The organism is Cellvibrio sp. ARAG 10.3 (assembly GCF_051846955.1).
Lineage (GTDB): Bacteria > Pseudomonadota > Gammaproteobacteria > Pseudomonadales > Cellvibrionaceae > Cellvibrio.
Map to the genome: position 1 here is coordinate 42,498 of NZ_JBPYCU010000015.1, position 22,192 is coordinate 64,689.

Annotated in this window: 19 protein-coding genes; 7 read left to right on the forward strand and 12 right to left on the reverse strand. The window is 53.0% G+C overall.

Annotated elements, in window-relative coordinates:
• From ACSV5M_RS16720 to tpiA, 5 genes are all read right to left on the reverse strand, one after another.
• Complete coding sequence (locus ACSV5M_RS16720; protein ID WP_439177519.1) at nt 1-2,577, reverse strand: GGDEF/EAL domain-containing response regulator; 2,577 nt, start codon at nt 2,575-2,577, stop codon at nt 1-3.
• 86 nt (nt 2,578-2,663) lie between these two features.
• Nucleotides 2,664-4,469, reverse strand: a complete 1,806-nt coding sequence (locus tag ACSV5M_RS16725) for a thiamine pyrophosphate-binding protein (RefSeq protein ID WP_439177520.1) — start codon at nt 4,467-4,469, stop codon at nt 2,664-2,666.
• A 326-nt stretch (nt 4,470-4,795) separates the two neighbouring features.
• On the reverse strand, nt 4,796-5,764 hold the full coding sequence (locus ACSV5M_RS16730; RefSeq protein ID WP_439177522.1) for a class 1 fructose-bisphosphatase: 969 nt from the start codon (nt 5,762-5,764) through the stop codon (nt 4,796-4,798).
• Between the two features lie 4 nt (nt 5,765-5,768).
• On the reverse strand, nt 5,769-6,863 hold the full coding sequence (fbaA, locus tag ACSV5M_RS16735) for a class II fructose-bisphosphate aldolase (RefSeq protein WP_439177523.1): 1,095 nt from the start codon (nt 6,861-6,863) through the stop codon (nt 5,769-5,771).
• Nucleotides 6,864-7,016: 153 nt separating this feature from the next.
• The gene (gene tpiA / locus ACSV5M_RS16740; protein WP_439177524.1) at nt 7,017-7,784 is read right to left on the reverse strand and encodes a triose-phosphate isomerase; all 768 of its coding nucleotides are present in this window, start codon (nt 7,782-7,784) and stop codon (nt 7,017-7,019) included.
• A 684-nt stretch (nt 7,785-8,468) separates the two neighbouring features.
• Between tpiA and ACSV5M_RS16745 the strand changes: the two genes are divergently transcribed.
• The 3 genes from ACSV5M_RS16745 (at nt 8,469) to ACSV5M_RS16755 (ending at nt 11,518) form a co-directional block, all read left to right on the forward strand.
• Nucleotides 8,469-9,026 carry a GbsR/MarR family transcriptional regulator gene (locus ACSV5M_RS16745; protein WP_439177525.1) on the forward strand — a complete coding sequence of 186 codons (558 nt, stop codon included), beginning with the start codon at nt 8,469-8,471 and terminating at the stop codon, nt 9,024-9,026.
• A gap of 95 nt (nt 9,027-9,121) precedes the next feature.
• A complete protein-coding gene (locus ACSV5M_RS16750) occupies nt 9,122-10,483 on the forward strand; it encodes a cytochrome ubiquinol oxidase subunit I (RefSeq protein ID WP_439177526.1) in 1,362 nt (453 codons plus the stop codon).
• A gap of 27 nt (nt 10,484-10,510) precedes the next feature.
• Nucleotides 10,511-11,518: a cytochrome d ubiquinol oxidase subunit II gene (locus ACSV5M_RS16755; protein WP_439177527.1), complete on the forward strand. Its 1,008-nt coding sequence runs from the start codon at nt 10,511-10,513 to the stop codon at nt 11,516-11,518.
• 99 nt (nt 11,519-11,617) lie between these two features.
• Here ACSV5M_RS16755 and proB read toward each other — a convergent pair whose 3' ends face one another.
• From proB to ACSV5M_RS16790, 7 genes are all read right to left on the reverse strand, one after another.
• Nucleotides 11,618-12,739, reverse strand: coding sequence for a glutamate 5-kinase (proB, locus tag ACSV5M_RS16760; RefSeq protein WP_439177529.1), 1,122 nt, complete (start codon nt 12,737-12,739; stop codon nt 11,618-11,620).
• Nucleotides 12,740-12,743: 4 nt separating this feature from the next.
• On the reverse strand, nt 12,744-13,943 hold the full coding sequence (gene cgtA / locus ACSV5M_RS16765; RefSeq protein ID WP_439177531.1) for an Obg family GTPase CgtA: 1,200 nt from the start codon (nt 13,941-13,943) through the stop codon (nt 12,744-12,746).
• Between the two features lie 170 nt (nt 13,944-14,113).
• On the reverse strand, nt 14,114-14,371 hold the full coding sequence (rpmA, locus tag ACSV5M_RS16770; protein ID WP_087466625.1) for a 50S ribosomal protein L27: 258 nt from the start codon (nt 14,369-14,371) through the stop codon (nt 14,114-14,116).
• Between the two features lie 12 nt (nt 14,372-14,383).
• Nucleotides 14,384-14,695, reverse strand: coding sequence for a 50S ribosomal protein L21 (gene rplU, locus ACSV5M_RS16775; RefSeq protein ID WP_439177532.1), 312 nt, complete (start codon nt 14,693-14,695; stop codon nt 14,384-14,386).
• A gap of 167 nt (nt 14,696-14,862) precedes the next feature.
• The gene (locus ACSV5M_RS16780; RefSeq protein ID WP_439177533.1) at nt 14,863-15,612 is read right to left on the reverse strand and encodes a rhamnogalacturonan acetylesterase; all 750 of its coding nucleotides are present in this window, start codon (nt 15,610-15,612) and stop codon (nt 14,863-14,865) included.
• Entirely contained in the window at nt 15,609-16,568 is a 960-nt protein-coding gene (locus ACSV5M_RS16785; RefSeq protein WP_439177535.1) for an alpha/beta hydrolase, read from the reverse strand. Before ACSV5M_RS16785 ends, ACSV5M_RS16780 begins: the two co-directional genes overlap by 4 nt.
• Nucleotides 16,569-16,710: 142 nt before the next feature.
• Nucleotides 16,711-17,061 carry a hypothetical protein gene (locus tag ACSV5M_RS16790; RefSeq protein ID WP_439177537.1) on the reverse strand — a complete coding sequence of 117 codons (351 nt, stop codon included), beginning with the start codon at nt 17,059-17,061 and terminating at the stop codon, nt 16,711-16,713.
• Between the two features lie 158 nt (nt 17,062-17,219).
• Here ACSV5M_RS16790 and leuS point away from each other — a divergent pair, with 158 nt between their 5' ends.
• The 4 genes from leuS (at nt 17,220) to ACSV5M_RS16810 (ending at nt 22,189) form a co-directional block, all read left to right on the forward strand.
• Nucleotides 17,220-19,682: a leucine--tRNA ligase gene (gene leuS / locus ACSV5M_RS16795; protein ID WP_439177538.1), complete on the forward strand. Its 2,463-nt coding sequence runs from the start codon at nt 17,220-17,222 to the stop codon at nt 19,680-19,682.
• Between the two features lie 104 nt (nt 19,683-19,786).
• Nucleotides 19,787-20,323: an LPS-assembly lipoprotein LptE gene (locus ACSV5M_RS16800; protein ID WP_439177540.1), complete on the forward strand. Its 537-nt coding sequence runs from the start codon at nt 19,787-19,789 to the stop codon at nt 20,321-20,323.
• Nucleotides 20,304-21,353 carry a DNA polymerase III subunit delta gene (holA, locus tag ACSV5M_RS16805; RefSeq protein WP_439177542.1) on the forward strand — a complete coding sequence of 350 codons (1,050 nt, stop codon included), beginning with the start codon at nt 20,304-20,306 and terminating at the stop codon, nt 21,351-21,353. Before ACSV5M_RS16800 ends, holA begins: the two co-directional genes overlap by 20 nt.
• Before the next feature lie 65 nt (nt 21,354-21,418).
• A complete protein-coding gene (locus ACSV5M_RS16810) occupies nt 21,419-22,189 on the forward strand; it encodes a GDSL-type esterase/lipase family protein (protein ID WP_439177543.1) in 771 nt (256 codons plus the stop codon).
• Nucleotides 22,190-22,192: the final 3 nt, after the last annotated feature.

A 22,192-nucleotide genomic window follows, 5' to 3' on the forward strand; every position in this document is an offset into this window, starting at 1 on the left:
TCAGGAACGGGTAAAGCGGCTCATCAACGTGGAAGGTTTGGTAGACGCGGGGGACACGCCAGCATTTTCGCCAAATAATTTTTCGATCGGCAAGGGATAGCCGATGTGGAAGCCCTGCACAAAATCAATACCCATTTCTTGCAAGATATCCAGAATTTCCTGATTCTCAACGTACTCCGCCACCGCTTTTTTACCCAGCGCCTGCACCACCTGGATGATCGAGCGCACCAGGGTTTGGTCAACCGTATCGCGGTGCAGGTTCTGGATAAAAGAACCATCCAATTTTATATAGTCAGCAGGCAGATCTTTCAGATAGGCAAAGCTGCTGAAACCTGAGCCGAAATCATCCACCGAAAAACTGCATCCTAATGAATGCAGATCGGCAATAACGCGCTGGGTAATATGCAGGTTGAACAGGCTATCACTTTCCGTCAGCTCAAAGGTGATTCGGCTGGGATCGACATCGGTTTCCTGCAGACAGTCAAGGATAGAAGGCACCAGGCTCTCATCTTTAAATGCCTGGGCCGAGAGATTGATCGCGATATGATTAAGCTCCGGGTAATCTTTCAATGCCCTGCTGGCGAGTTTGATAATCCAGCGATCCAACAGATGCATTTCACCGGAGGTTTCCAGTGCAGGAATAAACTCCGCCGGTCCAATAATTCGACCGTCGCTCTCGCGCATGCGAATCAACGCTTCGTAGTAGGAAATCTCGTGCTTTTTTACATCGAAGATCGGCTGAAAGTAAAGCACCATTCGATCTTCCGCGATAGCGCGACGAATTTTTTGTGACACGTTGATGCAGCGCCGCAACTCGTCGCTTTCGTTGTCCTGCGGGTCGTATTGGTGAATCAGGTTGCGACCGCGGCCTTTGGCTACATATAGCGCTATATCAGCGCGCATTAAATACTCTTCGGAATTGGCCGTGCTGCCGTCGATCAGAGAGAGGCCGATACTACACCCCAGATTCATGCGCTGGTCGTGTAACTGAAAACCGAAGTCGCCGATAATCTTCTGGATTTCCCGCGCAAAGTGATGCGCTTCCTCACCGCCGATATCATGCAGCAACACGGCAAATTCATCACCACCCAGACGGCACAGCAAATCCGGCTTGCGAATACGCTTGCCCAGCAGCAACGACATTTCCCGCAACACCTCATCACCTTTCTGGTGACCGAAGGTATCGTTGATGACTTTAAAGTGATCCAGGTCAATATACACCAGGCCGTGGTGACGATTGTTGCGCAACGCATCAGCAGCCAGCTGTTCCAGTGTGGACTCAAAAAAGTGGCGATTGAACAAGCCCGTCAAGGAGTCATGCATCGCCAGGTATTTCAGTTGCTCCTGCGTCTCACGCCGCTCGGTAATATTGTCGAGGCACACTGTCAGCGTGGATGTATTTTCTGCGCGGGTCGAACGGCTGGGTTTTAACTGAGTCCAGATTTTCTGGTTTTTCCGATCACACAAACACAACTCGATTTCCGGACAGGGTTTCTTCTGCAATAACGCCAGGGTGATCTTTTCTTTGAAGAGTGTGAAGTGCGCAGCATCCTCCGGTGCAATAAACATTTCGAGGGACGAACCGAGAGATTCCTCGATAGAAAAACCCATCATGGTTTCCCATGCCCGATTGAGGAAACAGATCTTAAAATCCTTATCCAACTCCATTACCACCGATTGCAGATCATCCAGCAATTGATGATGGCTTTCGTACAAGTTGCGATAGGCCATTTCACGGGCTTCAAGGGATTTCACCCGCGCGGCAAATTGGGCGTTACTGACTAAAAAGTCATCGCGATGGATGGCTATGTCACAGACCTTGCGCAATTGTTCGGCGCGAAAGGGCTTGGGTAGAAAATCCACGGCCCCGAGCAACATTAATTCTTCGGCCTGATCAATAGTGGTGTGCGCGGTCATGATAACCACCGGCTGGTTCGGGTCGATACGCTGAATCTCGATCAGGATGTCGCGCCCGGACATGGTAGGTAACATGATGTCGAGCAACACCAGATCATGGCGCCGCGCTCGCCAGGCTTGTAATCCGGCTTCGCCGTCGGCCGCCACTTCAATCTCAAAGGGGGTGGTTAATACGCGCTTGATTAAATCCGCGGTATCCTGCTGGTCTTCCACCACCAACAAGCGCGGCCGGGCCAGTTCGCCCTTGCGCTCAACTGACAAATGCCTGGCCAATTCCGGCAAACGATACAGATGGTTGAGCGGCACCAGATAATTGATGCCGTATTCCCGTGCCGTCACCTCGGCTATGCGCTCGCACCAGGTGCTGGTCACAATAATAATCGGCAGGTCTGCACGGCAGTTCAGAATGCCACTGCGCACCAGGCGCGACAGACGCCAGCCATCGAGATCACGGGTATCAACATCAACGATCAATAAGTCAACGGGATGATGACGCAGATAACGCAACGCCTTGGTCGCTGAATCCACCGAGGCAAGACGGGAATAACCGGCTTTTGTCAGGCAGGTTGCAATCTGGTCCAGCGCTGCCGGATCGTTATTCACAATCAGAATCGTGGGTAGCGATAAAGCTTGATTGTTATTAGTGGTAATAGACGACACGCATAAAACTCCCGGCTAAGCTCCTTTCTAGCCTAGCATATACCAGCACACCCTTCGGGTTAACCTGCATTAAACCAAACCTGCCATCAGCCGCCCGGCGTCGCCGAACCGGCTTGCTGTGCCAGACCTTTGATACGATCGCCCATGGGAGGCACTTCATCCCGGTCGATACGCACATCCAGCAAAGTTGGGCCGCTCTTGGCAAACAAGGCATCCAGATCGAGCAAATCCAGTTGCTGCGGCCGCTCGATCACCATACCGTCTACCCCCATCGCGCGGGCCATCGCCGCGTAATTCACATCATTCAACTGCCAGCCGATCGACTCTTGCTGACCGAGCATCTGGCCGTGCATCACCATCCCCATGGCCGCATCATTCAATACCACAAATACAATCGGGAGCTTTTGTTGCGCCGCCACGGTAATTTCCTGTGCGCTCATCAAATAGGAACCATCACCCAGGATACATACCGTCGGGGCGCCACGATTGGCCAGCGCGGAACCGATAGCTGCCCCAATGGACCAGGTCATGGAGCCGTACCCCATCGCAACGCGATACAGCCCCTCACTATTGGAGCGAGTCAGATAATGTGTTGCCCAGGACCAACCATTACCCGCATCAACAAAGAGCCGGGCGTTGTCAGGCAGTGCCTTGGAAAGATATGCCATCAAACGTTGCGGTTTGACCGGAGCCTCGTTGGATAAACACTTCTCCGGTTCTTTCAGGGTGACATAGCTGTTGTAAATATTCTTCTTGCTGCTACGCATGGGCGGAGACTGCCATTGGCGCCCCCACTGCCGCGCAGTTTTCACCTGTACCAGCAACCGGTCAAATACAAGTTCGATATTGCCAAAGACGTGCAGGCAAGCCATGGGTGAGCGAATGAAATGATCCGCGCATGCCTCGATGTGCACCAGCTTGTGATTCAGCAAGTCTGCACTCCAGCCACTGGTCTCCAACTCTTCCAGCGCCGTTCCCACCGCCAGAACCAGTTCTACATGAGGCTGTTGCAACAACTGTTGGGCGCTATCGTGACCGGCAAAACCGTAAACACCGCGATATAAAGGGTGCGTTTCATCCACCCAGGATTTGCCGGTGGGGCTGGTCACAAACGGGGTATTGGTGAGCTCAGCAAACTCCACCAGCTTTCTGGCGGCCCGCCCTACCCCACTGCCGATATACATCACCATGCGGTCAACACGCGCTAGCTTTTCGCACAGGCGCCCGATGGCGAGATCATCCACCACAGAAAAATTTGGGATAAGTAAATCGTTATGAATCCGCTGGGTGTTCATCGGTGCGCGAAGTACATCAGAAGGAATACTGAGATGCACCGGACCACGAGTGCCCTGGTGCGCGCTCATGATCGCCGAAATCAATTTGTTTTCCAGTTGTTCCTGGTGGGACACCAGCGTATTGAAGCGCGTGACATAGCGGAACATGCCTACCGTATCAATAGCCGTGCAGCTGGACTCCTGCAACGCGCCCTTACCGAATTTGGGCAAGGGTGTTTGCGCCGTGATCACCAGCATTGGAATTTCTTCGACAAAGGCAGAGGCTACGCCGGTCAGCAGATTGGTGGCACCGGGACCAGTGGTACTGCACACAGCACCCATCTTGCCAGTCTCGCGATAGTAGCCATCCGCCATAAAGGCTGCGCCGCATTCGTGCCGCGCCACAACCAATCGCGGACCACCCTGGCGCTCGCTCCGGGCCAAGGCATTCAGTAGCGGCTCTATCGCCCCACCCGGTACACCGAAGACCACCTCAATCCCCACGTACTGTAAATAGCCCACAATGACATCGGCACCGGTAGGCTCAATGGAAGGCTGCGATTGCGAGTCAGTTTTAATGGACGGGAGTGAAAATGCGTTGTTGACGGCCTGTAACATGTATATGCGTACCTTGTTGAATAAACAACGTGATCCGTCACCAGGGTTGGAAGGTGCTTCAAAGCGCGCAATATATCCTAGGGTTGATTACTATGCCATATAAAAAACAATCAAATTGATTCAAATTTGATCTAAAAACACCGCTTATGACGGATATCAACCATAACTGTTCATTCCATGTCGCCGAATACTACGCCACATGCATCCTGTCACATAAATGCGCGTTAGGCGATGGAAAAATACAGTATATGGACAGCTGATTTTCACAAGCTGTCCATATTTTTTCTATCACAAGAAGCAGCGCGCTATGAAGCGCGCGATCAGGACTATTTCAGGTACGCCAGACACGTATCTACTTCATTTGCAGAGCCGAGGATAACAGCGACGCGTTGGTGAAGTGCGGTTGGCTGAAGGGTGAGTATGCGTTGCGCTTCGGTCCAGGCTTTGCCACCTGCACCTTCAATCAAGAAGGCCATGGGGTTGGCTTCATACAGCAAGCGCAACTTGGCAGGCTGGCGGGGATTGCGACTATCCGAGGGGTAACTGAATATACCGCCGCGCATTAATACGCGATGCACATCACCGACCATCGCCGCGTTCCAGCGCATGTTGTAATTTTTTTTGCGGGGACCGGTGTCCCCGGCGATTAAGTCGTCCACATACTGTTTGAAAGCGGGGCGCCAGAAACGTTGGTTAGACAGGTTGATGGCAAACTCTTGCGTGTCTGCGGGTATGTCTAAACTGGCCTGCGTGAGCACGAAATTGCCGCTGGCAGCATCCAGGGTAAAACATCGGGTTGCGCCACCCACAGAAACAACCAATAGAGTTGAACCACCATAAAGCACATAACCGGCGCATAACTGCTGCGTACCCGGTTGGTGGAATTGTTGTTCACTGTCAAACGCGATATCACGCAGCGCCGGAAAAATGGTAAAGATTGTCCCGACCTGCCCGTTGATATCAATGTTCGATGAGCCATCGAGCGGATCAAATGCCACCAGGTACTTGCCCTCCGGATTTCCGACAACCGGTGTATCCTCTTCCTCCGAAGCCAGCGCACAAACATCTGTACATTGCAGCAATGCATTCTTGAGCAACTGATTGGCAATCACATCCAGCTTCTTTTGCGTCTCGCCCTGGATATTTTCATCGTCGGTTGAGCCGAGCACACCCGCCAATGCGCCCTGTCGGACGCATTGGGCAATCTGCGTTGCAGCGCCCAGGATTATGTCAACCAGTGCTACCAACTCTGGCGTGGCGCCGTCGGCGCGCAGGGCTTTACTGACATCGTGCATATCACTACCTGTATTGATTAATGCAATTAAGATCCGCAAACGATTGTTGCAGGCGCTTGGCCATGGACTCCTCACTTTTGCGCAACCAGACACGTGGGTCATAGTATTTTTTATTGGGCTTCTCCTCGCCGTCGGGATTGCCGATCTGGGTCTGTAAATACGCGTGGTTCGCTTCGATATACGCTTTTACACCCTGCCACGCAGCCCATTGGGTATCCGTGTCGATATTCATCTTCACCACACCGTAGTCAATGGCTTCGGTGATATCGGCCGGTTCCGAACCGGAGCCCCCATGGAACACAAAATTCAAGGTATTTTCCGGCACAGCAAATTTTTCGCTCACGTAAGTTTGCGAGTTCTTAAGGATCTTCGGCGTCAGTTTTACATTGCCCGGTTTGTACACACCGTGCACATTGCCAAAGGACGCCGCAATGGTAAATCGTGGACTGATGGCCGATAGCACTTCATAGGCGTAGGCAACATCTTCCGGTTGTGTGTACAGTGCCGAGCTGTCCATTCCCGTGTTGTCCACACCGTCTTCTTCACCACCGGTACAGCCCAGTTCAATCTCCAGCGTCATGCCCATCTTGCTCATGCGCTTAAGGTATTCCGCACACAATTCAACGTTTTCGTGCAAAGGTTCTTCCGACAGGTCAATCATGTGCGAGCTGAATAATGGCTTGCCCGTTTGTGCGTAGTGCGCTTCACCAGCGTTTAACAAACCATCGATCCAGGGCAACAAGTTTTTTGCGGCATGGTCGGTGTGCAGGATAACCGGTACACCATATACACGGGCCACCGTGTGTACATATTGCGCAGCCGCCACGGCGCCGAGGATGGAACTCTGGTGTCCATCCAGCTTTACGCTTTTGCCTAAAAAGAAGGCGGCACCGCTGTGAGATAACTGCACAATGACCGGCGAATTCACCTGGCGGGCGGCTTCCAGCGTAGCGTTGATGGAATTGGTTCCCACCACATTGACCGCAGGATAAGCAAACTTCCCCCGCTTCGCGAAATCGAACAGGGTTTGTACCTGATCACCCGTTGCCACTCCGGGTGCCACTGCATGTACCAGCGTTTTGTTCACGAGTGCGTTCATCTCAATCTACTCCCGCTTGTTGGTTGATTAAATGCCGGAAAGAGTTCCGGTAAGGTCATCTTTAAAAATCTGTCTTCGTTAATTCACGAAAACACTTTGCTCTCACCCAAAGATATCTTTGAAAACAACCTTTATTGATAGCGAATGTTTTTGTTATACCTGCGCAACATTATTCGCTTGCTTGCAAATCTCCAGAAAGTGGTCGGGATCGAGGCTCGCGCCACCGACCAACAAGCCGTCAATATCTTCCTGGTTTAACAATTCTTTGGCATTGGTTTTGTTCACGCTGCCGCCGTAGACAATACGGACACGCTGGGCCACCGTCGGGTTATACAGCGCTTCCAGTTTGTCACGGATAAATCGGTGAATTTCCTGCACCATGTCCGGTGTTGCCGCCAAGCCGGTACCAATCGCCCACACAGGTTCGTAGGCAATACAAATGTCTTTGTCGGTCAAATCGATATCCAGCAAACCCTCACTCAGTTGCGTGAAGATAACCTCCTTTGCCGTACCCGCTTCGCGTTCCTCTTTGGTTTCACCAATGCAGAGTACCGGCAACAAACCATGATTGAGTGCGAGCTGGACTTTGGTACGGCAACCGGGATTGTTTTCCGCAAACATGGCCCGGCGTTCGGAGTGACCGATCAGGCATAAGGCACAGCCCGCCTGCTTGAGCATTTGCGCGGAGGTTTCACCGGTGTATGCACCGGATTTAAATTTGCTGACGTTCTGACTGCCGATTTGCAATTCGGAATACTGCAAAAATGTCATCATGTCGCGCATGTAAATATAAGGCGGACAAATGACGATCTGAGCTTCAAAGTGTTTACCGATAAACGAAGCCACGGAGGTACAGATTAGATCCAGGCCGCCATTGAGCTTCCAGTTGGCGATTACGATGGGCTTGCGTTGCTGCGTCATTGTCCACTACTCACTTGATTGCGAAGATACAAGAACTCGATTGAAGAGAAGACCGGAATAATGTCCGGGCTCAGAGGTAGAACCAAAAGCCGATGCTTAAACCCTGACCGGATCGGGTCACAGGATCGAACTGATGGCATAGTGCTCTTTTCAGCGGCGTCTGATTCCGGTGCAGGTGCCCCTATTATTCACCTATAAAACAAATCAATCCAGCCCCTTGAGCCCACGTATGCCCCTGTTTTTTCAGGGTTTTAGGCCGCTACAAGCAGAGTGAAAATGCGGTTACATCCACTGCTTTAGCCCGCATGAAAACGGTTACAAATTGAGTATATTTTGATCATTTCGTCCCTGTATAGAAAGAAATTTCTGTCATGAGCGCACTTTCAGAGGGCTTTTCATCCCTACGGCTTTTAAAAGCGGGGACGCTATATTTCCGCATGATAATTCGTATTTTCATCATGATGATGGGTAGTGAAGGTCACTTCAACTAACCTCGACCTGCCTTATCCACGGCGCGAAAATAATTTCAATGATATCGGTTACATTGTTAGCAAAAACACAGTGATATCGAACCCTCAAGGGTTAAAAGGAAAAACCCGCTCCCTATTTTGTCTCTTGTGGAACCTTGACTCATACCATTTATTTCTGTAATTTCAGAAATTACTGAAAATACAGGAAACACTTATGCCAATCTCAATCACCCCCATGATCCAGGCCTGCATCCTTCACTTCGGCGAAATGGGTAGCCGCTGGGGAATTAACCGTACCGTCGGCCAGATGTATGCCTTATTGGTGCTCAGCCCTGAACCGCTCACAGCCGATCATATTGCCGAGGCGCTCGGCTTTTCCCGCTCCAACGTCAGCATGGGACTCAAAGAATTACAGTCATGGGAACTGGTGCGCCTGCAACATATCCCCGGCGATCGTAAAGAATATTATTCCGCGCCAGCGGATGTGTGGGAAATTGCCAAAACGCTGATAGAGCAACGCCGCAAACGCGAGATCGACCCAACTCTTTCTACCTTGCGCAGTCTGCTTATGAACAAGCCGGCCAGCCCCGATGAACAGTACGCGCAGCAACGCATGCAGGAAATGCATGACCTGATTGAAATGCTGACACTCTGGACAACGGAGATTCAGCGGCTCGATACGGACCGTCTGCACAAACTGCTCAAGCTCGGCAACAGCATCGGCAAAGTGCTGGATATGAAAGACAAATGGTTAAGCACAGCCAAGCATTAAAGTAGGTCGGATTAGCCGCAAGGCGTAATCCGACAAAAAATCATTACCACCGTATTTACGCAACCGTTCATGCCGCTTTTTTTGAGGTACCTCGTATGGAATTAGATACCTTCCTGCTCTCCCGCATCCAGTTCGCGGCCAATATCAGTTTCCATATTTTATTTCCCACCATCACCATCGCATTATGTTGGTTCCTGTTGTTTTTCCGCGTGCAATACAACCGTACACAGGATGGCGTCTGGATGCGCTGCTATCGTTTTTGGGTGAAGATTTTTGCGTTGAGTTTTGCGATTGGTGTTGTCAGCGGTTTGGTGATGTCGTTTCAATTTGGCACCAATTGGCCCGGCTATATGGAAACGGTGGGTAACATCGCCGGCCCGTTGTTAGGTTATGAGGTCTTAACGGCCTTTTTTCTTGAAGCCACTTTTCTTGGCATCATGTTGTTCGGTATTAATCGTGTCTCAGCCCGTGTGCATACACTTGCCACGCTATTGGTCGCCATTGGTACCAGCCTCTCGGCCTTCTGGATTCTCGCTTTAAATTCCTGGATGCAAACACCTGCCGGATTCGAAATGCGCGACGGCGTCGCCTTTCCCCTGAGTTGGTGGGAGATTATCTTCAATCCTTCGATGCCGTACCGTTTGACGCATATGATGCTCGCATCCGGTTTGACCGCTGCGTTTTTAATTGCGGGAATCTCTGCGTACCGTATCTTGAAAGGCGATCATAAACCCGCACCGCGGCTGGCCTTAAAGGTCGGCGTTTTCGCGGCAGCCATCCTGATACCCTTGCAAATTCTCATGGGCGATTTGCACGGTCTGAATACCCTGAAACACCAGCCGGCAAAAATTGCCGCAATGGAAGCCATCTGGGAAACCGGTAACCGTGTGCCGTTGGTGTTGTTCGCGATCCCCGACGAAATTGAAAAGAAAAACCTGTTCGCGATTGAAGTGCCCGACTTCGCCAGCCTGATCCTGACGCACAATGTCGAAGGCGAGCTGAAAGGATTAAACGAATTCCAGGGTGAACATCCTCCCGTAAAACCCTTGTTCTATGGATTTCGCCTGATGGTCGGTATCGGTTTGTTGATGTTGATCATCTCCTGGACCTCAAGCGTATTGTTATGGCGTAGAAAAAGCTTGCCGCCCTTGATGCTGCGCGTACTGGTAGCCATGAGCTTTTCCGGCTGGATCGCTACGCTCGCCGGTTGGTATGTAACGGAAATCGGTCGGCAACCTTACCTGGTCACCGGCGTATTAAAAACAGCGGATGCCGTCACCAGCGTCGCAAGCAGCAATGTCGCCATTTCACTCAGCATCTATCTGACGCTTTATGTAGTGCTGCTCATTGCTTATATCCGTACCTTATTCGTTATGGCTCGCAAGTCAGTGCTGGTTGATCGTCCTGATGAAATGCCGACACTGCAAGAGCAACACAATCCGATTCACGGCAAATAAATTGCACTGACGTAACTGAGGTTTGTTATGGATTTAACAGGTGAAGCTTATTGGTTGCCGGTCATCTTTACCGGCTTGATGGGGCTGGCGTTTCTGATTTACGCCATGCTGGATGGATACGATCTCGGCGTCGGTATTTTATTACCCGCCGATTCCGACCCGCAACGCGATACGATGATTGCCTCTATCGGTCCCTTCTGGGACGCCAACGAAACCTGGCTGGTGTTGGGTGTCGGCATTTTGTTGATTGCCTTTCCCAGTGCACACAGTTTGATTTTGTACCATTTTTATTTGCCGGTAACAGCAATGCTGGGCGGGTTAATTATGCGCGGTGTGGCGTTTGACTTTCGCGCTAAAGCACCCGCTGACCACAAAGAGCTGTGGGACCGGATTTTTAAATTCGGCTCATTATTGGCCACATTGGCGCAGGGTTATATGTTGGGCATGTTCGTGATGGGGTTTGAAGAAACACCGGCGGCTTTCGCCTTTGCCGGGCTCAGCGCCATTTGTGTCACGGCGGGTTACAGCTTTATCGGTGCCGCCTGGCTGGTCATGAAAACCGAAGGAGAATTACAGATGCGCGCCGCTTATTGGGCGCGCATCTGCATGTGGTTTATGGCGTTGGGTATTATTGCCGTATCTGCCGTGAACCCGTTGATGAGTCACAACGTTTTTGAGAAGTGGCTTGGTAGCCCCTTGTCGCTGTTGTTGTTGATTATTCCGGCAGTCTGCTTTGTGACTTTTATGATGGTCGAACGCTATCTCAGCAAATTTCCCTATGAAAATGATTTTGGTTGTAGCATCCCTTTTATTGGTGCTGCGATTATTTTTATCTTGTGTTTTTTTGCGCTGGGTTACAGTTTCTTCCCGTACATCGTTCTGGGTGAGATGGACATCTGGCAGGCGGCCAGCGCGCCGGAATCGCTGTGGTTTATTTTGGTGGGTGTGATGATTGTGTTGCCGGCGATTATTGCCTACACGATTTTTTCTTACCGGGTGTTTTGGGGGAAGGCGACGGAGTTGCGGTATTACTAAAAAACTCCGCAAGATTGCTGTGCTGCTGCGTGGTATTTTTTAAATTGGGGAGAGTGTCGGATTACGCCGTTGGCTAATCCGACCTACGATCTGCGCAGCTCAGGAGAGGACGAGGTTGTCGCGGTGGATAAGTTCTTCGTCGTCTTTGTAGCCGAGCAGTGCTTCAATTTTGCTGCTCGGTTTACCGATAATCTTGCGCGCTTCGTCGGCGTGGTAGTTCACGAGACCACGCGCGATTTCTCGCCCGTCGGGCGCCACACAAATAACCATGTCACCGCGCGTAAAATTACCGCGCACTTCTTTTACACCGACAGGCAATACACTTTTGCCCTGTTCACGCACGACGCGCACCGCGCCATCATCCAGTACGAGAGTGCCACGCGTTTGCAGCTGCCCGGAGATCCAGCGCTTGCGCGCCGCCTGCGGTTGCTGCTGCGCCCACAGAAAGGTGCCAATGTTATCGCCGTCTGCCAACCGCAATAACGCGTTTTCAATTCGGCCACCGACAATCACCGTGTCCGCACCCGAGCGGGCCGCCACGCGCGCCGCGCGCACTTTGGTGATCATGCCACCGCGCCCCAATACTCCACCGCCGCCCGCCATTTTTTCCAGTTCTGGCTCTTCAGCAGCGATTTCGCTCAGCAATTTCGCATTCGGATTACTGCGCGGATCACTGTCGTACATACCCAATTGATCGGTAAGAATGACCAACAAATCCGCTTCAATTAAATTGGCGACGAGTGCACCCAGAGTATCGTTATCGCCAAAGCGGATTTCATCTGTCACCACCGTGTCGTTTTCATTGATAACGGGAATCACGCTTAAACCAATCAAGGTTTTTAACGTGGAGCGAGCATTCAAATAACGCTGACGCGAAGAGAGGTCATCGTGATCAAGTAATACTTGTGCAGTGAGCAAACCGTAGCGCTGAAATTCCACCTCGTAGGTTTGCACCAGGCTCATCTGTCCGACGGCAGCGGCGGCTTGCAGCTGGTGAATTTCAGTCGGGCGGGACGACCACCCCAGGCGACGCATACCCGCCGCTACGGCACCGGAAGAGACCAATACCAGTTCAATGCCTTGTTGGCGCAGCTTGGCCATTTGCGCAACCCAGCCAGCGATTGCCCGGGCATCCAGTCCTTTGCCATCGTTGGTCAGCAGCGCGCTGCCGATCTTGACTACCCAGCGCCTGGCCTGGGGGATGAGATCTCGTTTGCTCATCAAATTACCTTACGTATTCGACTTCAACGTCATAGTCGCCTTCATCGAAGTCATCGTCATCATCTTCGCCCAAAGCACGCTTGGCAGCACGGTGTGCCTCGCGCAACTCTTCAATACGGTCGCGGGCTTCCTGGGCCATTTGTAACTGCAATTGCATCTCACGCTCGCGCGCTTCCGGGTTTTCACTTTCTTCTTCCCACACGGCTTCCAGGTGATCCATGATCCTACCGGCAAGCTGTGTTGTGCCATCGCGGTGCAAGGCGGAAATACGAAATACCGGGCCGGTCCACTTAAGTGAATCAATTACCGCCTGGCAGCGCGCTTCAACTTCATCGGGCGGCAACAGGTCGATTTTGTTCAACAGCAACCAACGCTCCCGGGTTGCCAGGGTTGAGCTGAATTTTTGCAGCTCCTCAGCAATAACACGCACATTGTCTGCCGGATCAGAATCATCCACCGGCGCCATATCAACCATGTGCATCAGCAAACGGCAGCGGGTTAAATGCTTGAGGAAACGCACCCCCAAACCTGCACCTTCCGCTGCGCCCTCAATCAGACCGGGAATGTCTGCGATAACAAAGCTGCGGTACTGTTGAACTTTTACCACGCCAAGGTTGGGAATCAGGGTCGTAAAAGGATAGTCGGCTACTTTGGGTTTGGCAGAACTGACCGCACGAATAAAGCTCGACTTCCCGGCATTGGGCAACCCCAGCATGCCGACGTCAGCCAGTACCTTCATCTCCAGCTTCAGGTTGCGCACCTCACCTTCTGTACCATAGGTGAAGCGGCGCGGTGCACGGTTAGTACTGGATTTAAAACGGGTATTTCCCAAGCCATGAAAACCGCCTTGGGCGACTTTCAATTGCTGACCGTGCTTGGTCAGATCACCAAATACCTCTTCGGTGTCTGTGTCAATGACGGTAGTGCCGACCGGCACAGGCAGAAACAGATCATCACCCTTGCGCCCGGTACAATCTTTACTACCGCCTTTCTGGCCGTCTTCAGCCTTGTACTTGGGTTGGAAACGGTAGTCGATAAGCGTGTTCAGATTTTCATCCGCAACCAGATAAACACTGCCGCCATCGCCGCCATCGCCGCCGTTAGGACCGCCTTTGGCAATAAACTTTTCCTGGCGGAAGCTCATCATGCCGTTACCGCCCTTTCCTGCTTCAACATGGATCGGCGCTTCATCAACAAATTTCACGGTGAACTCCCGGCGTTAACCAAAATATTTAAACTAATCAATCCTGAACAAACGATCAAACTGCTTGCGGCGCATCCTGAATAAAAAAAGCCCTGACGACAACGACAGGGCTTTATTCTTCTCAGGTGCCAGCGCAGTCAAGCAGCGCAAGCTATGATCCGCAATCGCAATCAGGCAGCAACGATGCTGACGAATTTACGATTGTTTGGACCTTTAACCTCGAATTTTACTTGACCGTCAGCCTTGGCAAACAAGGTGTGGTCTTTACCAATACCTACGTTCACACCAGCATGAAAACGGGTGCCACGTTGACGAACAATGATGCTGCCCGCCGGAACCACTTCACCGCCAAAGGCTTTAACGCCGAGGCGTTTCGCTTGTGAATCGCGACCGTTGCGGGTACTACCGCCAGCTTTCTTGTGAGCCATTTTCTAATCCTCTTAACCTTGGATACCAGTGATTTTCACTTCGGTAAACCATTGACGGTGACCTTGACGCTTCATGGAGTGCTTACGACGCTTGAATTTGATAATTCTCACTTTGTCTGCACGACCGTGGGCAACCACTTCTGCGGTCACTTTAGCGCCGGCTACCACTGGCGCGCCGATTTTTACGTCGCTGCCGGTGCCTACCAGGTAAACTTTATCGAACTCTACAGTGCCACCGGTGGCCACTTCGATTTTTTCGAGCTTCAGGGTTTCACCTTCCACTACACGGTGCTGCTTGCCACCGCTTTCAAAGATTGCGTACATAGTTGCTCCAATACACGCTTGGACGACACGAAGTAGCTGAGCGATATGCTCTGGCGTTTGGGACTAGCGTCGTATGGGGTTTTCAGGGGCGGCGATTGTATGCCAGGCACAGATAAAGTACAAGTCGGACAGGGTTGAAAAATGATCGCCCCGCGACTGTACAAAGGTCATTTCAACCATCTGGCCAGGCGCAACTGCTGCCGTTTAACCTCCGCCGCAAACAACGCGGCCACCTGTCGCGCGCCGTCAACCTGCAAATGCGTGTCATCTTGCTTGCCCTCCGGCGGCAGGTTGGCATATTGGCCGGGCGCGGTGTGCATATACAACTGCTTACTTGCCTCTGGCCCCGCCTGTGTTAGCCAGGCGGCAGTGAGCTGGTTCAAATCCACCAGGGGAACGGCGGCGTCACGGGCCAGCTCGCGGACGACAGCAGGATAATCTCCCAGCGTTTCCTGCAAGCGGCCTTGGTCATCAAAGTGGCGGCGGCGAATGGGCGTTACCAGGATCACGTCTGCGCCCTTGCTTCGCGCTTCCTCTATGTAAGCCAGCAGGTTGGCGCGATAGTCCGTCCAGGGTTCAGCGTAGCGCGCCGGGTCCTGGATCTTTTGGTCGTTATGACCAAAGCCGATGACCACCAGGTCGCCCTGCTGGAGTTGATCCACCACCATCTGCCAGCGACCCTCATCGCGAAAGCTCTTGGTACTGCGACCGTTCATGGCATGGTTTTGCACATGCAAACCCGGCGCAAGGAATTCGGGTAGCATTTGCCCCCAACCGTGTTCAGGGTATTTATGTTCGGGTTGATCGGCCATGGTGGAATCGCCGACGAGAAACAGGGTTGGCGCAGCAGGCACACCAGAGTGAGTAGCACAGGCGGCAAGACAGCAGGCCGCCAGGACAATCATCAACGCTTTCATGGTTTCACCCCTGACGGCTGGGCGCCCGCATCAAGCCAACCATTGTGGTGCAGCCAGCTCAATAAGGCGTCGGGCCAATCCGAGGCGGTGCCCTCCCCCTTGCGCATCCCGAACCCATGAACATTGGTCTGATAGATATGCAGTTCGGACTGCTTGTTATGTTTTTGTACTTCAGTAAAAAGTGCCAAGCTGTTGCCCACCGGCACCGCCTTGTCATTGGCACCGTGGATGATAAACATCGGCGGCACCTTGGCCTTGACCTGATAGTGCAAAGAGTTTTCGCGCACCAGTTCCGGGGCGGGATTATCACCCAACAGCGCCTGCCGCGAACCGGTGTGGGCGTCAGGTCCTTCCAATGTAATGACCGGATAACCCAGGATGGCGAAATCCGGGCGGGCGCTGACGTTTTGCCAAGGGTCATCGGTTAACTGTTCTGAACGAAAGTCATAACGGGTCGCTACACTCGTTGCCAGGTGACCGCCGGCCGAAAAACCCATCACCCCAATTCGGTTGGCGTCCAGTTTCCAGTTAGCCGCATGGGCTCGCACATAGCGCACCGCCCGCAGGCCATCGAGCAAGGGTGCCGGGAAACCATATTCCTGCATCCGGTACTTCACCACAAAGGCCGCTACACCCTGTTGATTAAACCAACGGGCAATGTCGTAACCTTCATGTTCTATTGCCAGCCGAACATAGCCACCACCGGGGAAGATCACCACAGCGGCACCGTTGGCCAGGTTCGGCTCTGGCCAAAATGGGGTAATGGAGGGGTTATCCACCCCATACACCCGTTCACTCTGGATCGCTTCACGATCCGGCGTTACCAGGGCCTTCTCTGACCAGAGATACAAGGGTTTGCGGGGTAATTCCGACACGTGGGCAGCTACTCCGGGGGACAATAAAAACAACAGCACCAGCAGGCGACCATAGCCCCTGCCGTTGAGGATTGGAAACATAACGGACATCTCTCACCGGAACCGCACCGGCAAAAGCCGGGGGGTTTTTATTGTATTTTAAGGTTGATGACCACCTGCCCCTGCGCGCCCTTTACATGCAAGAGAGGCGGGTGGCTGGAAGAGAATACCACCGGAAGGAAATTTAATGCAGGTCGAGGTCCTGGTCGTGCTGCCACCAACCGTGGCGATGCCAATCTGTGCGCGTCGGGTCGGCGGCCGATAGCAGGAGCTGCCCGGTGCTGATCTCCCACATCATCAACTCGTCTTTCAGATCATGCCAAAAGCCCTTGGCCTTTTCCGCATCATCAGACAGGTAAGCACCAAGCAGCGCGGCCTCATCTTCCGCCATACGCTCGGCGGTCAACTCAAGGGCCACCAGATCATCAAGCTCATGCTCCACGGCCTGCTGCAGGGTGACCATAATACCTGCTTCATTATCGGCCTGGGCAGCGTCAGAGTGGTAGGGATTGTGATATTGATTGGTCGATTTCATAGCGATTACCTCTGGCATGGTTAACTGAGGGAACTCGATATTCAGACAGCAAAAACAATAAAAAAGCGTAATTCGCGTGGGGTTATACCCAAAAACGCGGCTCAACCTCTATAATCACCGCCTTTCTTTACCTTCTTAAGTATAGGCCGTAAACCAGCATGCAAGAGCAATACAATCCCGCGCACGTAGAAGCCGAAGCCCAGCAATACTGGGAGGAGCACCAGAGTTTCAAGGCCGTGGAAGACCCCAGCAAGGAAAAATTCTACTGCCTGGCCATGTTCCCCTACCCCAGTGGCAAACTGCACATGGGCCATGTGCGCAACTACACCATCACCGACGTGATCGCGCGCTACCAACGCATGCAAGGTAAAAATGTACTGCACCCCATGGGCTGGGACGCCTTCGGCCTGCCGGCTGAAAATGCGGCCATCAAACACCATACCGCCCCTGCCAAGTGGACCTATTCCAATACGGATCACATGCGCGGCCAGCTCAAGCAGCTGGGCTTTGGCTTTGATTGGTCCCGCGAAGTCACCACCTGCAAGCCCGATTACTACAAGTGGGAGCAATGGTTCTTTACCCGCCTCTACGAAAAAGGCCTGGTCTATAAAAAGATGGCAACCGTGAACTGGGACCCGGTGGACCAGACTGTACTTGCTAACGAACAGGTAATCGACGGTCGGGGCTGGCGCTCCGGCGCATTGGTGGAACGCAAAGAGATTCCCCAGTGGTTTATCAAAATTACTGCCTATGCCGAGGAGTTGCTGGAAGACCTGGACAAGCTGCCCAACTGGCCAGAGCAGGTGAAAACCATGCAGCGCAACTGGATCGGCAGAAGCCGCGGCCTGGAGATGCGCTTTGACCTCGCCGAACCCGTCGGTGAGTTTGCCGGATTCGAGATCTACACCACCCGCCCCGACACCTTGATGGGCGTCACCTATGTGAGCCTGGCGGCGGAGCATCCTATCGCCAGATTGCTGGCAGAAAACAACCCGCAACTTGCACAGTTTATTGCCGACTGCAAAGTGCAATCTGTCGCCGAGGCCGATATGGCCACCATGGAAAAACGCGGCATGGATACTGGTATCAAAGCCCTGCACCCCATTACCGGCGAACCGGTTGCGGTGTGGGTCGCCAACTACGTATTGATGGATTACGGCTCAGGTGCGGTGATGGCCGTGCCAGCCCACGACCAGCGCGACTATGAATTTGCCCAAAAATACAACTTGCCAATCCAGCAGGTTATTGCGCCGCAGAACGGCGAAGAGATTGACCTGGGCAAAGCAGCTTTTGTAGAAAAAGGCTTATTGGTTAACTCGGGCGAATATGACGGCCTCGACTTCAACGCCGCCTTTGATGCGATTGCCAGCACCCTGGAAGCAGCCAAAAAAGGCCAGGTAAAGATCAATTACCGCTTGCGCGATTGGGGCGTGTCCCGCCAGCGTTATTGGGGCGCGCCGATCCCGATGTTCAATTTGCCCGAAGGTGGCGAAATCCCAGTTCCGGCCCACAAGCTGCCAGTCTTGTTGCCGGAAGATGTGGTTATGAACGGCGTGCAATCGCCGATCAAGGCCGACCCTGAGTGGCGCAAAGATGAGCTGGATGGCAAAGCCGTTGAGCGCGAGACAGATACCTTCGATACCTTTATGGAATCCAGCTGGTACTACGCGCGCTATACCTGCCCGAATTTCACTGACGGTATGATCGATAAAGCGGCGGCCGACTACTGGCTGCCGGTAGATCAATACGTCGGCGGCATCGAACATGCGATTCTGCATTTGCTCTACTCGCGTTTCTTCCACAAATTGATGCGCGATGAAGGCCTGGTCAGCTGTGACGAGCCTTTTGAGCGTTTGCTCTGCCAGGGTATGGTGTTGAAAGACGGCACCAAGATGAGCAAGTCCAAAGGCAACACGGTGGACCCGGAAGAATTAATCAACCAATACGGCGCGGACACAGTGCGCCTGTTTTCCATGTTTGCCGCGCCGCCGGAACAGAGCATGGAATGGAGCGATTCCGGCGTGGCCGGCGCCTATCGCTTCCTGCAACGCTTGTGGAAAGCGGTGGAAGGTCATATCAACGCCGGCACACCGGGTAAGCTCGATGCCGCCAACCTGCCGCAAGCGCAAAAAGATTTGCGCCGCAAAACCCACGAAACCATTGCCAAGGTCAGTGATGACTACGGCCGCCGCCAAACATTTAATACCGCCATCGCTGCCACCATGGAATTGCTTAATGAAGTGAGCAAGCTGGCCGACCGCGCCAACCCGCAGGGTCTGGCAGTCGAGCGCGAAGCGTTGGAGACGGCGATTCTGGTGCTCGCGCCTATCGTGCCGCATATCACCCAATCGCTTTGGCAAGCACTCGGCCACAAGGACATTCCATTGACCGCCAGCTGGCCGGTATTGGACGAATCTGCCTTGGTGCGCTCAAGCATTGAAGTTGTTGTGCAGGTAAACGGCAAGGTGCGCAGCAAACTGGACGCGCCTATCGACGCACCGCAAAAAACCCTGGAAGAGATGGCCTTGGCACAAGATAACGTGCAACGTTTTCTGGATGGCATCACTGTGCGCAAGGTGATCGTCGTGCCCAACAAGCTGGTTAATATCGTCGCCAATTAAATGTTTGACCGTAGGTCGGATTAGCCGCAGGCGTAATCCGACAATGCTCTACCGCAGCAGCGGTTTTTCGCCGATTTTTTCACCCACACCCGATCAGGATCGTTATGAATAAAATTATTGCCTGTTTACTGATAACCAGCCTGATCAGCGCCTGCGGTTGGCATTTACGCGGTTCCACCCATCTGCCGACGAATATCGACAGCATCTTTGTTACCGCTGAAGACGCACACGGCGCACTGATTACCGAAGTCAGACAATTACTCAAAGCCAATAACGTGACCGCGGCCACTGAAGCAAGTGCAGCGCCCTACTCGCTGGTGATTGTGGAGGAGCGGGATGACCGCCGCACCGCTGGCGTGGGTAGTGACGCACTGACCAGTGCCTATCAAATCATCCTGTCTGTGGATTACGAAATCCGCAACCGCGAGGGCGTGTTACTCGCCCCGATGACTACCGCCACCAACGCGCGTACTTACGATTACAGCGCGGGTAACGCCAGCAGCGCAGCGCAGGAAGAAGCCATGTTATTACGCGAAATGCGCCGCGATATCGCGCAACAAATGCTGCGCCGCTTGCAAGCGGTGAGCCTGAAAGCGCCCACCACCGCCAGCGAGACCACACATGGCCAAGCTGCGCCCTGAACAGCTGAGCCAGGCGCTCAGCAAACAACTGGCTCCGATTTACCTCGTCAGCGGCGATGAACCCTTATTAATCCAGGAAGCCTGCGATGCTATTCGCCAGGCGGCACGTAGCACTGGCTTCAGTGAACGCGAGCTGTACCATGCCGATAATAGTTTTGAGTGGGGCCAATTACTCGCGGCGGCCAACAGTTTGTCTTTGTTTGCCGAGAAAAAAATCATCGAACTGCGCATGCCCAACGGCAAACCCGGCGATAAAGGCGGCAAAGCGCTGATTGAATACGCACAGTCACCCGCCAGTGACAACCTGCTACTCGTGGTCACCGATAAACTCGATGGCGCTACGCAAAAAAGCAAATGGTTTAAAGCGCTCGACGAAGCCGGCATTCATGTTCAGGTCTGGCCCATTACGCCGGCACAGTTGCCGCGTTGGATTGGCACACGCTTGCAGCAAGCCGGGCTCCGTGCCGACAGCAGCGCCATTGATTTACTGGCGTCGCGCATTGAAGGCAATTTGCTCGCTGCCGCGCAGGAGGTCGAAAAATTAAAACTGCTCGCGCACGATAAAGTCGTCAGCTATGAATTGATGGCGTCCGTCGTAGCCGACAGCGCGCGTTACGATGTCTTTGGGCTTGCGGATAAAGCCCTGCACGGCGATGCGCGCGCTGCCGTAAAAACGCTCCACGGTTTAAAAACCGAGGGTACGGAACCCATCAATATTTTGTGGGCATTAACCCGCGATATTCGCAGCCTGGTGCAGATTTCGCTCGCGGTAAGCCAGGGAAAACATTTTGACTGGGCCGCGAAGCAGGCCGGCGTGTGGGATAAACGCCAACCGCTCGTTAAGGCGGCATTGCAACGTTTGAAGCCCGCCCAACTCCAACAACTGTTGCGCAAAGCCAACGGTATCGATAAAGCAGTTAAAGGCATGCGCAATGCAGAGCCCTGGGATGAACTGCTGGATTTAATTTTAAATCTGGCGGGCGTGCACAGTCTGCACCCGAATAATGATCGCCTCGCCCTAAAGATGTAAGGCGCACACAAAAAACTCACCAATAATAACCCCGCTAACAAAAGCCTGATGACTGGAGCTACCCGATGATAAACACACCCACATTATCTAACCGGTTACATCACCTCGTGCTGATGACATGTCTAGTGTTGTTTGCGGCAACGGGCTGCGCTGACGATAAACCCGCACCGAAATCTACGCTTCCCGTCCCGCGCACCGTTGAATATTCATGGATGTCTGTGGAGCAATGGCATCAGAAATTCGCCGAAGACGTGGAAGTTGCGCGCGCAGGCAATGTGGATTTGTTATTTGTCGGCGACTCCATCACCCAAGGCTGGACGCCCGCTCTCTGGCAAAAATATTTTGCGCCCTATAACGCGGCCAATTTCGGTGTCGGCGGGGACCAGACGGGCAATGTATTATGGCGCCTGCAAAACGGCGAGATTGACAAGTTGAATCCGAAGGTCGTGGTGCTGATGGTCGGCATCAATAATTTCGGATTAAACAATGAAGGGCCGGACGAGGTTTTCCAAGGGGTTAACGCCGTTGTTGACACACTGCGCGAAGCCTTTCCCAAGGCAAAAATTTTAGTGAATGGCATCTTTCCTTATCAGGAAACCGCACAAAGCCCGATGCGCGCACCGATCATCGAAGCCAACAAGCTGATCAAAACCCTCGACGATGGCAAGCAGGTTTTCTTCCGCGATTACGGTCACTTGATGCTGCAGGACGACGGCTCGATTTCACCCGATATCATGCCGGATTTTTTGCATCCCGCCGAACCGGGTTACCAAATCTGGGCAGAGGCGATGATGCCAACACTGCGCGAGTGGCTAGAAGAAGACCGCCCTCAATAACCT

Coding starts and splice junctions, on each gene's coding strand:
- ACSV5M_RS16725 (WP_439177520.1), bottom strand. CDS start 4,469: ATGTTACAGGCCGTCAACAACGCATTTTCACTCCCGTCCATTAAAACT.
- ACSV5M_RS16730 (WP_439177522.1), bottom strand. CDS start 5,764: ATGCACGATGTCAGTAAAGCCCTGCGCGCCGACGGCGCCACGCCAGAG.
- fbaA (WP_439177523.1), bottom strand. CDS start 6,863: ATGAACGCACTCGTGAACAAAACGCTGGTACATGCAGTGGCACCCGGA.
- tpiA (WP_439177524.1), bottom strand. CDS start 7,784: ATGACGCAGCAACGCAAGCCCATCGTAATCGCCAACTGGAAGCTCAAT.
- ACSV5M_RS16745 (WP_439177525.1), top strand. CDS start 8,469: ATGCCAATCTCAATCACCCCCATGATCCAGGCCTGCATCCTTCACTTC.
- ACSV5M_RS16750 (WP_439177526.1), top strand. CDS start 9,122: ATGGAATTAGATACCTTCCTGCTCTCCCGCATCCAGTTCGCGGCCAAT.
- ACSV5M_RS16755 (WP_439177527.1), top strand. CDS start 10,511: ATGGATTTAACAGGTGAAGCTTATTGGTTGCCGGTCATCTTTACCGGC.
- proB (WP_439177529.1), bottom strand. CDS start 12,739: ATGAGCAAACGAGATCTCATCCCCCAGGCCAGGCGCTGGGTAGTCAAG.
- rpmA (WP_087466625.1), bottom strand. CDS start 14,371: ATGGCTCACAAGAAAGCTGGCGGTAGTACCCGCAACGGTCGCGATTCA.
- rplU (WP_439177532.1), bottom strand. CDS start 14,695: ATGTACGCAATCTTTGAAAGCGGTGGCAAGCAGCACCGTGTAGTGGAA.
- ACSV5M_RS16780 (WP_439177533.1), bottom strand. CDS start 15,612: ATGAAAGCGTTGATGATTGTCCTGGCGGCCTGCTGTCTTGCCGCCTGT.
- ACSV5M_RS16785 (WP_439177535.1), bottom strand. CDS start 16,568: ATGTTTCCAATCCTCAACGGCAGGGGCTATGGTCGCCTGCTGGTGCTG.
- ACSV5M_RS16790 (WP_439177537.1), bottom strand. CDS start 17,061: ATGAAATCGACCAATCAATATCACAATCCCTACCACTCTGACGCTGCC.
- leuS (WP_439177538.1), top strand. CDS start 17,220: ATGCAAGAGCAATACAATCCCGCGCACGTAGAAGCCGAAGCCCAGCAA.
- ACSV5M_RS16800 (WP_439177540.1), top strand. CDS start 19,787: ATGAATAAAATTATTGCCTGTTTACTGATAACCAGCCTGATCAGCGCC.
- holA (WP_439177542.1), top strand. CDS start 20,304: ATGGCCAAGCTGCGCCCTGAACAGCTGAGCCAGGCGCTCAGCAAACAA.
- ACSV5M_RS16810 (WP_439177543.1), top strand. CDS start 21,419: ATGATAAACACACCCACATTATCTAACCGGTTACATCACCTCGTGCTG.